This window comes from Vibrio chagasii (assembly GCA_041879415.1).
Classification (GTDB): domain Bacteria; phylum Pseudomonadota; class Gammaproteobacteria; order Enterobacterales; family Vibrionaceae; genus Vibrio.
The window spans coordinates 1707003-1723598 of sequence record CP090852.1; the positions used below are offsets into that span (position 1 = coordinate 1707003).

The 16596-nt window shown below is 43.1% G+C and carries 14 protein-coding genes; 8 read left to right on the forward strand and 6 right to left on the reverse strand.

Annotation, left to right across the window (positions count from 1 at the left end):
- Positions 1-59: 59 nt before the first annotated feature.
- Together L0991_21545 and L0991_21550 are read right to left on the reverse strand one after the other, a co-directional pair.
- Positions 60-1223 carry an alpha/beta fold hydrolase gene (locus L0991_21545; protein XGB64599.1) on the reverse strand — a complete coding sequence of 388 codons (1164 nt, stop codon included), beginning with the start codon at positions 1221-1223 and terminating at the stop codon, positions 60-62.
- A gap of 47 nt (positions 1224-1270) precedes the next feature.
- Positions 1271-1501 (reverse strand): hypothetical protein, encoded by a 231-nt coding sequence (locus L0991_21550; protein XGB64600.1) that lies wholly within the window; start codon positions 1499-1501, stop codon positions 1271-1273.
- A gap of 273 nt (positions 1502-1774) precedes the next feature.
- Here L0991_21550 and hcp point away from each other — a divergent pair, with 273 nt between their 5' ends.
- Both hcp and L0991_21560 read left to right on the forward strand, forming a co-directional pair.
- A complete protein-coding gene (gene hcp / locus L0991_21555) occupies positions 1775-3436 on the forward strand; it encodes a hydroxylamine reductase (protein ID XGB64601.1) in 1662 nt (553 codons plus the stop codon).
- A 98-nt stretch (positions 3437-3534) separates the two neighbouring features.
- A complete protein-coding gene (locus L0991_21560; protein ID XGB64602.1) occupies positions 3535-4590 on the forward strand; it encodes a hybrid-cluster NAD(P)-dependent oxidoreductase in 1056 nt (351 codons plus the stop codon).
- 179 nt (positions 4591-4769) lie between these two features.
- Here L0991_21560 and L0991_21565 read toward each other — a convergent pair whose 3' ends face one another.
- Complete coding sequence (locus tag L0991_21565; GenBank protein XGB64603.1) at positions 4770-6206, reverse strand: glyceraldehyde-3-phosphate dehydrogenase; 1437 nt, start codon at positions 6204-6206, stop codon at positions 4770-4772.
- An 847-nt stretch (positions 6207-7053) separates the two neighbouring features.
- Here L0991_21565 and L0991_21570 point away from each other — a divergent pair.
- Positions 7054-9618 carry an ATP-binding protein gene (locus L0991_21570; protein XGB65436.1) on the forward strand — a complete coding sequence of 855 codons (2565 nt, stop codon included), beginning with the start codon at positions 7054-7056 and terminating at the stop codon, positions 9616-9618.
- 63 nt (positions 9619-9681) lie between these two features.
- On the opposite strand, the gene L0991_21575 is transcribed toward L0991_21570, so the two are convergent.
- The 3 genes from L0991_21575 to L0991_21585 form a co-directional block, all read right to left on the reverse strand.
- Positions 9682-9918, reverse strand: coding sequence for a hypothetical protein (locus tag L0991_21575; GenBank protein XGB64604.1), 237 nt, complete (start codon positions 9916-9918; stop codon positions 9682-9684).
- A 163-nt stretch (positions 9919-10081) separates the two neighbouring features.
- A complete protein-coding gene (locus L0991_21580; GenBank protein ID XGB64605.1) occupies positions 10082-10708 on the reverse strand; it encodes a hypothetical protein in 627 nt (208 codons plus the stop codon).
- A gap of 145 nt (positions 10709-10853) precedes the next feature.
- Entirely contained in the window at positions 10854-11168 is a 315-nt protein-coding gene (locus L0991_21585) for a DUF496 family protein (GenBank protein ID XGB64606.1), read from the reverse strand.
- Between the two features lie 195 nt (positions 11169-11363).
- Here L0991_21585 and L0991_21590 point away from each other — a divergent pair, with 195 nt between their 5' ends.
- The 5 genes from L0991_21590 (at position 11364) to L0991_21610 (ending at position 16573) form a co-directional block, all read left to right on the forward strand.
- Complete coding sequence (locus L0991_21590; protein XGB64607.1) at positions 11364-11564, forward strand: hypothetical protein; 201 nt, start codon at positions 11364-11366, stop codon at positions 11562-11564.
- 63 nt (positions 11565-11627) lie between these two features.
- On the forward strand, positions 11628-12284 hold the full coding sequence (locus L0991_21595; protein XGB64608.1) for a YceH family protein: 657 nt from the start codon (positions 11628-11630) through the stop codon (positions 12282-12284).
- Entirely contained in the window at positions 12285-12599 is a 315-nt protein-coding gene (locus tag L0991_21600; GenBank protein XGB64609.1) for a GIY-YIG nuclease family protein, read from the forward strand.
- 309 nt (positions 12600-12908) lie between these two features.
- Positions 12909-14003, forward strand: coding sequence for an autoinducer 2-binding periplasmic protein LuxP (locus tag L0991_21605; protein XGB64610.1), 1095 nt, complete (start codon positions 12909-12911; stop codon positions 14001-14003).
- Complete coding sequence (locus L0991_21610) at positions 14003-16573, forward strand: ATP-binding protein (protein ID XGB64611.1); 2571 nt, start codon at positions 14003-14005, stop codon at positions 16571-16573. The genes L0991_21605 and L0991_21610 overlap by 1 nt, the downstream gene beginning before the upstream one ends.
- Positions 16574-16596 lie beyond the last annotated feature (23 nt).

Sequence of the window (16596 nt, forward strand, 5' to 3'; positions counted from 1 at the left end):
ATTAAAAAAGCTCACAGCGGATCGCTAGTGAGCTTTTTAGTTTTTATGAGTTTGTCTGACTAACCTGCCGAGTTTAGCACTGAATCTAGTTTGGCCATCGAGTCGGAAAAGTAAGGGTTATACGTTAGGCGAGCGTGATTTTTACCTTCTTCACGGTATCCCCATGCTGAATACCACACTTCGCTGTTCGCATTACACTTCTCCTCAAAGCCCTCTTCTTGTCCGTTAGAACAGATTTTCTCACTACCATTGATACCGTAATACGGATTGTTTGGTGAGAACAACAAGCCCATGTGAGAACCGTTCGAGATACGTTGCTCTGGGATTTTCATGCTGTATTGAACAGCGCGAGGGTCATCTAGCTTGGTTTCTCCTTGCCACACCAAAACGTTATTCGGGTTTGGCATAGATTCAGTAAACGCCTGCTGAACGAAACTAGTGTCAATCACACTGTCGCCTTCACTCATCATAATGAACACTGGCTTGTCGAATTGTTTCTCTCTTAAGTCGTCACGAACGATTTCTGAGGTCTCGTAGTATACCGATGCTCCGTTCATTGGCAGCGAGTTATAACGCAGTATGTTGTCTTCAGGATCTTGGTCCGCCCAAGTCACAAAATAGCTCGCTAGCCCCGCGTATTGCACGGCTGATGAATTCGGTTGGAATGCTGGTGAAAACAGCAGTAAACCAGCGATCTTTGGATCTTTCATCGCTTGTGAAGTCACAAGGTTTGCACCGGTAGAGTAACCACCTAGCCATACTGAATCGTACTCTTGCTCAAGTAACTTAGTATGGTGAGCCACCACGCCTTGCCAATCTTCGAGATGCGGTTGCATTAAGTCACCTGCACGGCTGCCGTGGCCTGGAAGCAGCACGGTTCTCACCAAGTAACCTTGGTCGGCTAAATGTTCTGCAATGTCTTTAAATGAATACGGCGAGTCGCCTAATCCATGGACCAACAGAACTGCTTTACCATTAGGTGAGGTCGGTTTGTACTCAGTAGGTGAATTAAGTTGAACCTCTAGTTGCTTGTCTTCGGTGATGAATACACGGTTTTTTAATAGCCAGTCTTGAGTTTCGGTCACATAGGCATCGAAGCTGTCTTGCTGATATTCAGGTAGGCTTGGCGAAGCTTCGTAAGCTGGAGTGATGGTCTCGTTAGAGCATCCAACGAGACCTAAAGTCGTAATAGCGAGCAGAGTTAGGACGGTCTTTCTATGCATTATTTGGTGTAGTCTCTATCGTTGTTGTCTTGAAGCAAAAGCTTAGACTATTTTCTATTTGAAAGGTCTTCGTATTCGCCTTCAATAACACCAGCATCAGATGTTGATGAGTGATGAGTGTTCATATGAGCTGCGAAGCCTTGTTTCTTCATTTGATTTTTAATGCGCTTGCCTGTGATTAATGCTGCAATAGCCAAAGGAATAGCAAGGATCAAGCTTGTGAATAGCGCCAAAAGGCCAGTAAACAGCGCAACAATCGTAACTAATATATTTTTCATATTCATTCCTCTTTTTCTATGTTGTTACTTTATCGCTCCTTTTCTGAACGAAACATGAACACCGTAAAATAATTGCCGAGAGTCACTATGACACGTGTGTGTTTGCTTTGGCTCGTAAAATGTAGTCATAATTACGCACTAAAAATATGGTTTAAAGTTAATTGCTTAAAAATCAATGAATTAAAAGTTGGCACGCTTGATGCTCTATAGGGTTTGGAATAAGTCACTGTAAGCGAAGTACTTACAGCTAATAAAAATTACTGGAGCCCCTATATGTTCTGTATTCAATGTGAACAAACTATTCAAACACCTACTGTAAAAGGCTGTTCTTTCGCACAAGGTATGTGTGGAAAAACATCGGAAGTATCCGACCTTCAAGATGTGTTGGTGTATTCTCTTCAAGGTGTTTCTTTTTGGGCAAACTTAGGTCGCACTTGCGATGTTATTGATACTGAAATCGATGAGTGGGCGCCAAAAGCGTTCTTCGCGACACTCACTAACGTGAACTTCGACCCTGCTCGTATTATTGAATTTGCTCAGCAATCTCACGAATTTAAACAGCGTCTAGAGCAAAAAGTTCGTGCAGCTGCAACTCTAATCGGTTTCGAAATTCCAGCGCTTTCTCCTGCCGCGCAATTCGATCTTCCAACGGACTCTTCAGAGCTTTTAGCGCTTGCACCACAAGCTGCGGTTAACCGTGGTCATGAATCTCAACATGAAGATGTGATTGGTCTTCGTCTTCTTTGTCTATACGGCTTAAAAGGTGCAGCTGCGTATATGGAGCACGCTCGCGTTCTTGGTCAAACAGACAATGCTATCTTTGCTGAATACCATGAGATCATGGCTTTCCTAGGTACCGATCCAACTGACCTAAAACAGTTATTGGATACATCAATGCAGATCGGCTTGATGAACTACAAAGTAATGGAAATGCTAGACAAGGGTGAGACAGACACCTTTGGTCACCCACAGCCAACGACTGTGAATGTGAAGACTAAGAAAGGTCACTGTATTCTTGTTTCTGGTCACGACCTTCATGACTTAGAAAAGATTCTTCAGCAAACTGAAGGCAAGGGCATCAACGTTTATACCAACGGCGAGATGCTACCTGCACACGGTTACCCTGAACTGCACAAATACCCACACCTTGCGGGTAACTACGGCAGCGCTTGGCAGAATCAACAGAAAGAGTTCGCGAACTTCCCTGGCGCTATCGTAATGACCTCTAACTGCCTGCTTAATCCAGATGTTGGTGCTTACGCTGATCGCCTGTTTACACGTAGCATTGTAGGCTGGCCAGGTGTTGCTCACCTTGAGGGTGATGATTTCAGCGCGGTTATCGATTGTGCATTAGCGCAAGAAGGCTTCAAGCATGATGAGATCGAGCAGATGATCACTGTTGGTTTCGGTCGCAATGCGTTAATGGAAGCTGCACCTGCGGTTGTTGATCAAGTGAAAGAGGGCAACATTAAGCACTTCTTCTTGGTTGGTGGCTGTGACGGCGACAAATCAGAGCGTAGCTACTACACAGATTTTACCGCTCAAGCACCGGAAGACTCAGTTATCCTAACTTTGGCGTGTGGTAAATTCCGTTTCAATAAAAACCAATTTGGTGACATCAATGGCATTCCACGTTTATTAGATGTGGGCCAATGTAACGATGCGTACTCAGCGATTCAACTTGCTTTAGCACTGTCTCAAGAGTTTGATTGTGGTATCAACGAACTACCACTAACACTCGTCCTATCTTGGTTCGAGCAAAAAGCGATCGTTATCCTGCTGACTCTGTTTGCACTGGGTGTGAAAGGCATTTACACAGGTCCAACAGCGCCAGCATTCCTAACAGAAAACCTGCTTAAGATTATTCAAGACGAGTTCGACATGCGTTCTATCTCAACGCCAGAACAAGATCTTAAAACAATCCTAGCGGCTTAATTTAAGCCAACTCATAAGCCCCGTTGTTGTAACGTTTTATAGAAGCGACAACGGCGGGGCTTTTTCGATTTTAATCTTTAGAGCAAGGTAAACCTACGATGTATGCATGGTCGGATAGCGATTCAATCAATTTAGTGTGCTTAAAGAAATGGCACGAAACACCAGATACGGTCAGCTTTGAGTTGGGGAGTATCCCACAAGACTTACACTTCAATTTCAAGCCGGGGCAGTTCATCACTTTGGGCTTAGATATGCCGACAAAAACCGATTATCGAGCTTACTCTGTTGCTTCTTGCCCAGAGGATAATCGCCTAAAGCTGACGGTTAAACGTGTTGAAGGTGGCTTGGTGTCTAACTTTATTGTCGATGAGCTTGATGAAGGTGATGAGGTTGCTGTATTGAAGCCTGCTGGTGGCTTTAACTGTATTGATTGCACGCCAACGGCGAGCAACAAAGTGACGCTAGTGAGTGCTGGTTGCGGCATCACACCTGTTATGGCAATGGTGAAGTATTGGTTGTCTCAAGATAGCGGCGTTGAAATTGACTTCATCCATATGGCGCGTAATAAGCGAGAGACGATTTATTTTGAAGAGCTACACCAACTTGATGAAACTTACTCTAATTTTAATCTAAAGCTATTACTTAAAGATAACCAAGGCACCACTGCCCCTCAAGGTCGATTGGATAAGAATTGGCTGGTCAATCTAAGCCCTGACATTTTAGATCGCACCGTCTATCTGTGTGGCCCAGTTGGTTTCATGCAAGACATAGAAAGCTATCTAAAAGAACTTGAGTTCAACATGGACAACTTCTATCAAGAAAGCTTTACACCGGCTACTCAGAACGCTCAGTCAGAAGAGCCTCAAACTGAAATCGCTGACAATGAGAACAGTGTAGTCAAAGTATTTGTTCCAACGTTTGGCAAAGAAGTGGAAGCAGAAGCGGGTACGCCGCTCGCTGATTCACTAGAGCAAGCGGGTGTGCCGATCATTATCGCGTGTCGCAGCGGTATTTGTGGCTCATGTAAATGCAAAGTGACGAAAGGTTCGGTGGAATCTAGCAGCCAAGAGACACTAACAGCAGAAGAGATTGAACAAGGTTATGTATTGGCATGTTCAAGCACGATCCAGTCTGATGTTGAGGTAGAGCTTTAGAAGTGATTGTGTATCAGAACTTCTGATATAAAAAGGCCACTCAGATCAGTTAGAGAGAGCAGATCTAAGTGGCAACCCTCCTGTTTATACGGGGGAGTAAAACAGAAGGGGTTGCGAAGCCTGAAACAGGCTTCGCGGATATAGTTATTATGTTGTGGAGCTTGTTTTACTCAGAGATATTAAACCGCTGGGTAAGTTTTGTAGCGTACGCCCATCATTTGTTCCATACAGTGAACAACTTGGCAGCTGTAGCCAAACTCGTTGTCGTACCAAATGTATAGAACAGCGCGGTTGTCTTGTGCGATAGTCGCAACACCGTCAACAACGCCAGGGTGACGAGAACCAACTAAGTCTGTAGAAACAATTTCAGTTGAGTCTGTGTAATCGATTTGAGCAGATAGGGCAGAAGACAGTGCCATTTCACGTAGGTACGTGTTCAGCTCTTCTTTGTTGGTGCCTTTCTCAAGGTTTAAGTTTGCTACTGCCATTGAAACATTTGGAGTAGGTACGCGAATCGCATTGCCTGTTAGCTTGCCTTCCATTTCTGGCATCGCTTTTGATACTGCTTTTGCAGCGCCAGTCGATGTCAGTACCATGTTCAATGAAGCAGCACGGCCACGACGGTCACCTGAGTGGAAGTTATCAATCAGGTTTTGGTCATTGGTGAATGAGTGAACCGTTTCAATATGACCAGACAGAACGCCAAACTTGTCGTGAACTGCTTTCAATACTGGTGTAATCGCGTTCGTTGTGCAGCTTGCCGCAGAGATGATGGTGTCTTCAGGTTGAATCACATCTTCATTTACACCGAACACAACGTTTTTGATGTCACCTTTGCCAGGTGCAGTAAGCAGTACTTTGCTTGCACCATTACACGCTACGTGTTGGCTTAGGCCTTCTGCGTCGCGCCACACACCTGTGTTATCAACAACTAAAGCATTATCGATGCCGTAAGCCGTGTAATCCACGTCTTCTGGTTTATTCGCGTAGATAACTTGGATGAAATTACCGTTAACGATGATCGCTTTGCGCTCTTGGTCTACAACGATGCTGCCGTTGAACTGGCCATGAACTGAGTCACGACGTAGTAGGCTTGCACGTTTTTCTAAATCACCGTCTTTACCACCACGAACCACAATTGCACGTAAACGAAGTGGGTAACCTGGGCCGCTTTTCTCTACAAGAATACGAGTGAGTAGACGACCGATACGACCAAAACCGTATAACACAACGTCGCGAGGCGTGGTCATCGCTTCGCCTTCTAATGAACCCATTAGAGCCGTTTGAAGGAAATCATCCATTGCGCTGAGATCTTCGTGGTTTTCCCAGTATTGAGCTGCTAGACGACCAACATCCACGCGGCAAGGAGACAAGCGCATTGATAGTAGGTGTTGGATAATTGGTTGAGTTTGTTCTGCGGTTAGCGGTGAACCTGTGTAGCGTTTTGCGATGCGGTGAGCTTTGATGATGTCGATCGTTGTTGCGTTGACTAAGGTCTTACCGAAGAGGATAACTTCTACGCCTTTTTGGCGGTATAACTGACCTAAAGTTGGAGCGATGGATTCAGCAATAGTTTGACTAGTTTGCCAGTCTAGGAGGTGCTTTTCGGGACTCATCTTTACTCGGGACCTTTCACGTTAAGTTCTGCAGTCATGGCGGTTGTAGGGAAGCCAATCAGCATAGGGGGTTGAGCCATCAAGCGGTGGTCTTTTGTGCCACTTAAATGTGCTTGATATGCGTTGTGTGTAACTTGTAATTTTTATGTGGCAGGATTGTAAGGTACGACTGGTTATTCTGCTAGGAAAAATAAATGCAGACAAACTATCTGTAAGTTGGCGTGATATTAGCCATAAATCAAGTTTTATACGTAGATAAAGGTTATTGACTTTAACAATCTGTAGCACTTAATTTCCGCCAAAAAATACTCAAATCAAAATATGATATGTAATAAAAGTCATAGTGATCATTAAAGCTGTGATCACTAACTCAAGTTACACGTAAATGGTAAACAACAAACATGCCAATCAGTCTGTTTTGTTGTTTTACTTTCAACTAAGCCATCGTTGCGTGAAAAAAATGCAGAGCGCAAACGTTTGGATCTCACAAATTTAACCTTAATTTAGTAATTTGTTCGTACCTAGCACTTTGACTTGCTGCCTTTCTAGCCTGACAGCGTGACTTCTTACTTGTTATGCGAGCGTTAATAACTCTCTCTCGGAAATCAAACATTTCATTGATTTGCTATCCTGATACCAACGTTTGCTTTGCACACTGCACATTATTTGCCTTTCTGGACTCAGAGTATCGTTTGTTCATATCCAATTTGATCAATAACCGCTGTTAATGTCCTATTCTTTACTTGGGCTAGGTTAAATTACTTTCGGGAAGGGAGTAGTTATAAAAATGATAAACATGTCAATTAGATGGCGTCTAATTCTTCTTACCACTGTGTCTGTAATCATCATGTTTGGGTTTACAGTCAACCAAGTGATCAAGAACGATACGAAGATGAAGAATCTTGAAACTACACGAATTAAGGTTGAAGCTCTTCAATCTTTCAACACGGTTTCAAGTAATGCACATCGATGGTTAGTTCTGTCTAATGACTCTTCTGAGAAAGGCCAGTTGCTTTTAACCCTGCAATCAGAATTGGATAGGCTTTCTCAGTACGGGGCTCGATTAAAGCAGTCTGATGAAAACCTGAATATTGAGCCTCTGCTGACCGAATTGAAGAATGTGGTAATGAGCCTGACTAATGCGACGCAAGGTTCTGGCAATCAGGCGTTAATCGAGAAGGCTTTCGGATTATTAAAAGGCGTGTTGCTTCAGTTATCCGAATATCGGGTGGCTTTATTGGATGAAGATATTAGCCAAGCTGATGCGATGTTCGTCCACCTCACTAACTACGTGTTTTGGAGCCAGCGAGAAGCATGGTTGAGCTACAGCTTGTACCGCTTGCCTGAGCAAAAAAATCAATATCTTCTGAGTTACATTAGTGCGTTAGATCGACAGCAGCAGTTATTAGAGACCTTTTTCCAATCGGATACGAGCTCTCCAAGTATTAGGCAACTTCTCAACACAGTTTCCCAAGATGAGTTTCAAGACAAGTTCGCAACACGAATCCTCGAAGGAGAACTTTCATCGCCCGAAGTGTATGAACACCTAAAAAGTTTAGAGGTCAAAAAGCGAGCCATTTCTCAAGCGATCAGTGCTTACACCAAGCAATTGCAGTTTGATTTAACAAACAATATTGCGTTGCAGAAAAGACAAACTTTAGTGATCTCGTTCTTGATCCTTGCTGTTTCGGGTGTGTTGTTGTGGTTGGGGGCCATGATCTCTATACGCTTGAACAGAAATCTATCAATGATCTTGAAGGGCGTTTCAGAGTGCGCTGATAACGATGGCAAGCCGAACACCATAAAAATTGAGGGCAATGACGAGCTAGCAGAGTTTACTGAAACCTTAAATAGGGTGATGGAACGTAACTACCTACGTAATCAAGAGCTTATTGCAGCCAAAGAAGATGCCGTATCAGCTAATAAGGCGAAAAGTGCATTCCTCGCCAATATGTCTCATGAGATCCGAACTCCCTTAAATGGGATCATTGGTATGGCAGAGATTTTATCGCAGAGTAAGCTGAGTCCTAACCAACAAGAGGTGCTTGGGGATATTGAGTCATCATCGCACTCATTACTGGTGCTGCTGAATGACATTCTCGACTTGTCTAAGATTGAGTCGGGTAACCTCATGCTCTCTCCACACAATGCTGACTTACGTGAAGCCGTCTATGACTCTGTAAGCGTGATTTTATCTAAGGCGATCAGTAAAGACATTGAGCTCGATGTAAACATTGATTCTCAAACACCACCGCAACTATTCTTCGATGAGTATCGTGTTAGGCAGGTGCTGACGAACTTATTGTCGAATGCTATCAAGTTCACCTCTAACGGTACCATCACAACGGACATCGCCTATACGCCAATGTCGATGGGTAGAGGTAAACTCGAGTGCAGTGTTTCGGATACAGGCATTGGTATTGAACCAGAGAAACTAGAGTCCATATTTGAGCCCTTTACTCAAGAGGATGGCAGTATCACGCGTCAGTTTGGTGGCACAGGGCTTGGGTTAGCAATCTGTAGGCAGCTTGTCGACTTAATGGGTGGATACATCACTGCCCGTTCAGTAAAAGGTGAAGGCTCTACGTTTACGTTTTGTCTGTATGTCGATGTAGTCGAGACGCAAGTTCAAAGCTTTGAAAATTTAAATCGTGCGACGATCATTTCCAACTCTTTTAATTATCTCGATCAACTAGTCAAAGAGTGTGAGCGCCTCAATATAAAACCCAAGGTTGTTGGATCGATCTCGTCTTTAGACGAAGAGATCAAAGAGAGCGACTTTGTTCTATATTGCCATACCTTACATCACTCACTGCAGAGTGATTTAGCGGCGTTGAAAGAACAGTACCCGTTAGACCGCGTGATTGTTTGTCAGCACCACTTATTCAAAACTAATCTGATTACAGAATCCGTTCATTCAACTCATACACTGCCATTCTTGGGACGGCGTTTCTTGAATAGTCTATTGTCACTTGATGCGAATGAAGAGCCAGTACCTGAAGCCAAATCAGAAAAAGAAGAAGTGCGTCCTCTGAATCGACGTATCTTGATTGTCGAAGATAACTTGATGAATCAGAAGATAGCGAGCTTCTTTCTTGAACAAGCAGGCTACGAGTATCTAATTGCTAGTAATGGACAAGAGGCGGTGGATGTTATTACTCAGGGCGCGCAATTTGACGCCGTGTTGATGGATTGCATGATGCCAGTCATGGATGGGATAACTGCGACCAGAGCAATCCGACAGTGGGAGAGCGAGCAACAAACGACTCCACTACCAATTATTGCCTTAACCGCAAGTGTGTTAGAAGAAGACATCAAAGATTGCTTTGATGCAGGCATGAATGCGTATTTACCTAAGCCTTATAAATCTCACCAACTCTACGACCTGTTTAGCAGCCTTGATATCGTCTAACTGATAATTGATTTAAAGCTCAACAAGGCTATTGAGCTTTAAACCATAGTTGGAACAAGCTTGTTAACGCACTTCCATGCCTAAATTGTATTGAGCAAGGCAGCGCCCGACATAACTGATTTTGATGAAAGCTGCCACAATGATAGTGCTGATATGCGCAACGATCTGAACTGGTAGTGAGAAATGATCCGCCATTGGGTAAGCGATAATTATGCTGAGTAGCATAAGCAAAGTGGTAATCGCTAGGCTGAAGTTAGATACAGAAAGTAGAGTTTGAAAGCGTTGAGTCATCGTCTTCATATTGAATTCCTAGTTACTATTAGTTTTTTTGTTACTTAACTAGTAGCAATTACTGTTCCAATTATTAAAGCCGTTATTTATCAATACTTTGAAATCATTCAGTTTTGATTTGTAGTCAAAAAGACATCAGGGCTAATCGTGTCTTTTTGACCCGTATGTGTTTCTACCACTGCCTAAAGCCGCAGGTATCGATATGGAACCGAACACCTGAATACAAACCCAGACCAACGTTATTTTTCTGACCAAACTCAGCATGAATCTTTTTGAGCTTTACATGCAGTTGTTCGCGAGTAATGTCATTGGCAGGGACTAAATCCAACGCACAAAACTCTAAGTGCTTACTTCGTAGTGCACCGCCAGCTTGTTGGTTATAAATCTGAGTTCTTTCACCAGATACAGGGATCACCACACCGATTTCTGGCTCAATGTATTGCTGAATGTATTTCAAAGTGTTGATCATGTTCGATACATTCTTTTTATCCGGCAGGGTAAACAAGGTGGTGTTACTCATCGCCCAGTCTGTTCCTTGTAACAGCACCAAGTGCAAAGGCATGCTTTGGGTTATGCCTGCATCTTTGAGCTGCTGTCCTATCTCTCTAACTCTATCTTCAGCATGATTAAGTAGCATCCAACCTCGAAATGCCGAGCGAGTTGGTACTTTGTAGCCATGAACGTCGACCACGAGATCGTCATAAGTGATTTCGGTATTTTCGGTATAAAGCCTTTCAAACTCTTGTGGATAGGGTTGAGTTGATGACAGCGCTAAGGTAATCAGAATGGTTGAGTACATAAGTTGACTCCATTTCTTACGTTGACCTTGATAATGATATTTGAATCATTAAATACGTAGGCTTAAGTATAGACACTGGAATTTAGGTACAAAAAAACCCACTACAAAGAGTGGGTTACTAAACAAGTCATCCAACTTTATAAGATTACTTCTTACCCTGGATTTGCTTGTCTTCTTCTGTCAGCTCACGGATACGACGGCTGATGTCGCGACGAGCTTTAGAAATCTCTGCGCTCTTGATGATGTGGTCATCAACACGATCTTCGTAGTCAGCTTTCATGTTTTTGATGATGCCTAGAATCTCATCGTGAGTCATCTCTGGCTTGATGTAATCAAGTAGGTTATCAAGAAGGTCGACACGCTTACGGTTGTCACGAACTTTCTTTTCGTTGTCTAGCAGTTCACGCTTAAGTTTGTTCTTACGTCGTGCTTGGTTAACAATTTCAAATACGCTGCTCATAGATTCCTTTTCCTATTCGTCAAATACGTTATCTGGTTCTGATTAAAGCACATCAATTGATGATGTAACAGTCTTTAGATCAAAGCAAAAGTAAGGTTGTTTAATTATTCGTCACTCTCACCGATGTGTGATTGTTTTTATCTCGCCGTTCAAGTTAGTATCCCATGTAGATACTGCATTGATACGAAATGTGAAATGAATCAACAACAATTGGAAACCGAAGATTCAGGTGATAAAGCGACTGAACCTTCAGCAGAGCAAAACAAGCTTCGCGATGCGTATGTAAAAGAGCGTACTTATTTGGAAGTCGTGGAAATAGAGCTAAACCGTTCTAAGATCATAATGATTGATGAACAGGGTAGAAAGAAACGAGTACCAATTTTGTCTGAGCACTAGTCCTAGGTGACTGCATTGTTTAATGCTGAGACAGAATCACCAAAATAATAAAAAGGAATAACGATGAACACAGTACTTTCCCCAATTGAAGCGAGAATCATTGGTTGCTTGATCGAAAAAGAAGTGACGACTCCCGATCATTACCCACTTACGTTGAACAGTCTGACCACAGCTTGTAATCAGAAAAGCAATCGAGAGCCTGTTCTGTCGTTGTCTGAGTCAGAAGTATTAGATGCCGTTGATGGCTTGATTGCTCGCCGCATGGTGAGTGACGAAAGTAGTTTTAATAGTCGCGTTAATAAGTACCAGCATCGCTTCTGCAATACTGAGTTTGGTGATCTGCAATTTACAGAACAAGAGCGCGCGATCATCTGTTGTATGTTACTGCGTGGTCCACAAACGCCGGGTGAATTACGTACGAGAACAGGGCGCTTAGCGAGTTTCACTGATGTAAAAGAGGTGGAAGCGACGCTCGAAAAGTTAGCGACCCGTGAAGCTGGCGCCTTGGTTGTTAAACTACCGCGTGAAGCAGGTAAGCGTGAGTCACGTTATCAGCATTTACTCTGCGGTGAAGTCGATGTTGAAGCGTTTGCGACGGGATCTGCAGGTGTTGCAGCACCGTCAGCGTCGAATGAGAAGCTGGAAGAGCTAGAGTCTGAGGTTGCAAGTCTAAGAGCTGAAGTAGCCGAGTTGAAAGCTCTGGTTGAATCTCTGCTTTAAATGTCTGAATCTGAGAACAAGGCGGGTTGGGTCGTGTACCTGATCCGCAATCGTCATAACGCTTTATATTGTGGTGTCACCAATAATCTACAACGCCGCTTTGAGCAGCACCAAACTGGTAAAGGTGCCAAAGCCCTAAAAGGCAAGGGGCCGCTGAAGTTAGTTTGGAGTATGGAGACCCAGTCGAAAAGTGAGGCTCTGAAAACCGAATACGCGATCAAACAATTACCTAAGTTACGTAAAGAAAAGTTAGTATCACTCAAACTTATCATTGAGTGGCAGGACGACAAGATTCAATATATCGAAGTCTCATAATTCATACCTAAAATGGTTATTACTGATAAAATCGTAACAAATAAAAATTCCGAGATTGTTTTTTATTAAATCTTTGATTTTAAATTGAAATGTATAAAATTCGGAAGGCGTGTTTAGCCACGTGACACTAAAGTTTTTCCGTTACCGCTCTCATTTGATATATCACTCATTTAGAATGTCGTTCTAATTAGCTTTAGCCGCTATCATTTATCCTCGTTGTCCTACATAATATCTTTCAGCCATTCAAAGAGATGGTGTCATGCTAGGTTAAAAAATGAGCCAAAGTAGCTCATATAAAACGAGAAAAATATGAAACGTTTATTGATGTTGTTTGGACTAGCCGTATTTTCTGCGTCCGCTCTCTCCCATGGAACCCATGTCCTTAACGGGTATTGGGAGTACCAAGATTACCTTTCTAAGTTTCCTGAACAAAAAGCCTTAACCGATAAAATGGTTCAGGCTGTACAAAATCCTCCAGTTCCACTGAGACAAGCCCAGGATGAACCGATAACGATTTCTGTCGTGTATCCGGGCCAACAAATCTCTGATTATTGGGTTCGTAACATCCAAGCTTTTGAAAAGCGACTTGATAAACTGAGAATTAATTATCAAATTAACCAAGTGTTTACGAGAGTGAACGCGGATCTCGCGCAGCAAAGTATCTCGTTACAAGAAGCGATAGAAAATAAAACCGATTATTTGATCTTTACGCTGGACACGACGCGCCATCGTAAATTTATTGAGCACGTATTGAGCTCTACTGATACCAAACTTATTCTGCAGAACATCACTACGCCAGTCCGAGCATGGGCTGATAGACAACCCTTCATGTATGTTGGTTTTGACCATGCAACGGGCAGTTTAAAATTAGCGAATTACTTCAAAGAAGTCAGCAAACCGAACAGCAAATATTCGGTACTGTATCGTTCAGAAGGTTATATTAGTGATGCCCGTGGTGATACCTTCATTCACGATGTTAACAGTGATACGAACTTCGATTTAAAATCCTCTTTCTACACAAGATCGGACAAAGAGAGTGGTTACCAAGCGGCTAAAATCAGCATAGAGAACGATAAAGACCTAGACTTTATTTATGCATGTGCAACCGATGTCGCTTTAGGCGCAGCGGATGCGATTCGAGAATCGGGTCGAGATATCTTGGTTAATGGTTGGGGCGGCGGCTCTGCTGAGCTTGAAGCGATTGAACGAGGTGACCTTGATGTCACTGTTATGCGTATGAACGACGACACAGGTATCGCAATGGCAGAAGCTATTAAGTGGGACCTTGCCGGAGAAGTCGTTCCTACAGTTTACTCTGGTGATTTTGAAATCGTGACTAAAGAAGACTCCCCAGAACGCATTTCTGAACTGAAACAGCGAGCATTTAGATACTCAGGTCAATAATGAAGAAAAGCTACGCCAGTACACCTAGGAACACATTAGCTAAGCTTATTACGCGTATCATTATCTTAGTGATAGGCGTGATGGCACTTGGCGTGCTTATTCATAATTATGAAACCAGCAGTAATATTGTAAAACAAGAGACCAATCGAACGGTTCAACAGACGTCGAGTCTGATTCAAAACATGTTCGATTATCGTTTGTCTGTCTTACAGATTCATCAAGACAGTAGCTCACACAGTGACACTCTACGTGAGTACTTTGCTACGGACGACGAAGAGGTATTGAACTACTTCTTCTTCGGCGTAGATCAGCGAGAACCCGATCATGCTCCTGATCTACGCTTTGTTTCAACACATGATGGACTAGTGTGGGAAGATGGCAACGCTCAGTTTTATGGGTTAGACAGAAATAACCTAGAGCATATCTCTGATGAGGTCTCTTTTAGCAGCAATTGGCACTTTATCCAGGTAATGACCGAGATTGGCAAGCGTCACTTGTTGGCTCGCCGAACCCCCATTGTTGACAACAAAACAGGCGAAGTTCTCGGTCAGCTTTATATTGCTATTGTACTCGACAATAACTTCTCTCTTGCAGAGTCCATACAACAAGGCAGTAACTGTGAGAATATCGTAATTGAAGCGCATGGAACGCCGGTAACCTCGACGTTCAGTGGCGATGAGACCTATACGATAAAGGATATTCTTGAATACAAAATTTACGAACAGCTGCCTCGTCACTTCGTTACAGTGGCGACAATCAAGATCAACGCTGTAGATACTCCACTGGTTATTCGTGCGGTACAAAAGAACACCAATTTTATCGCCTTAGAAGAAAACTATGAGCGAGCCATCATCGTTGTTGTTGTCGTGATTGTGTTTATGTACTTCTTCGCTCGTACTTGGATTCAAAGAAGAGTGGCGGCAGAACTCGATAAGTTGATGCACTTTACCCGCTCAGCGAGCGATAGCGAAGAGTTTAACAAGTTCGATGGTTCGAACATTTTCGAGTTTCACCATATTGGCTGCACGCTGGAAGACACCTTTGAACGCTTGTCCGAGCAGAATCAAAAATTCCAAGATCTCTTTAACTTTGCGCATTCTCCTATTTTGGTTTGGTCTGAAAAAGGCGATTTAATCCAGATGAATCCAGCGGCTCGTATGGCGCTGTTTGATGAAGATGATAATTACGGTGCAATTGCCCATGATTTTGAACTGCGTATGTTACCGAATATCCAAATGGTGGTTCAGGGCGCAAAGCTAACAGGAATTAACGTACCTATTGGTGAGAAGGTATTCCGTTGGAACATGTCGGCTATCCGGGTTGAGCACGGCATCACAGGGGTTGTGGTTCAAGGGCAAGATATTACTAAGTTGGTGGAAGCTGAAAGGCAAGCGGATAGAGCGAGAGAAGAGGCAGAGCATCTTGCTAACGTTCGAGCTGATTTCTTGGCGAAGATGAGTCACGAAATCCGAACACCACTCAATGGCATATTGGGTGTATCTCAGCTTCTTAAACGCTCTATGCACAATGAAGATAATAAAGAGCAGGTCGATGTACTCTGTAATAGTGCAGAGCATCTGCTAGCGGTATTGAACGACATTTTGGATTTTTCAAAGATCGAGCAAGGGCAATTCAATATTCAAAAGAAAGACTTCCGCTTGGCGGAGTTGATTAACACTCTAGACAGCATCTACCGTCCACTTTGTGAGGATAAATCGATCACATTCACGATCGTCAATCACTTGGCTGACGACATGGAAATCAACACTGACCAAGTGCGCTTAAATCAAATTATGTTTAATTTGCTGAGCAATGGACTTAAGTTTACCCATCAAGGTGGTATCTCAGTCAGCTTTGAGCTTGAAAGTATTTTCAATACCAACAAAGCCAGTTTGATCGTACGAGTGCAAGATACTGGTATTGGTATTGATGAGAGTAAAATTGATGCTGTTTTTGAGCCTTTTGTCCAAGCCGAAGAGACGACAACACGTGAATACGGTGGTACCGGATTAGGGCTCACGATCGTTAAGAACCTAGTCGATATGCTCGAAGGGGATATCCAAGTTCGCAGTATGAAAGATCAAGGATCGGAGTTCATCATAGAAATTCCGGTAGAGTTACATTCTAAGCCGTTACTTGATGTTACACAGACGACCGTAGGTGAACCGGAGGCTTTATTTGACCGCGCTTTGAATGTACTGCTGGTGGAAGATAATCACACTAACGCTTTTATCGCGCAGGCTTTTTGTAAGAAGTATGGCATGGTGGTTACGTGGGCTAAGGATGGTTTAGAGGCAATAGAGATGGCAAAATCGACCACTTATGACCTCATCCTTATGGATAATCAACTTCCAAACTTAGGCGGTGTTGAGACGACTCAACAGCTGCGAGAGGAAATTGGCGTATCTGCACCAATTTATGCGTGTACTGCCGATGCTCAGGAGTCTACAAGAGACAGCTTTATGGCTGCTGGCGCAAACTATGTGATTGTTAAGCCGATAAAAGAAGAGTCATTGCATCAAGCTTTTGTTCATTTCAAAAATTCGTATTGGGATGAAAACAGACTCTAATTTTTCTTTACCTCTTTGAACTA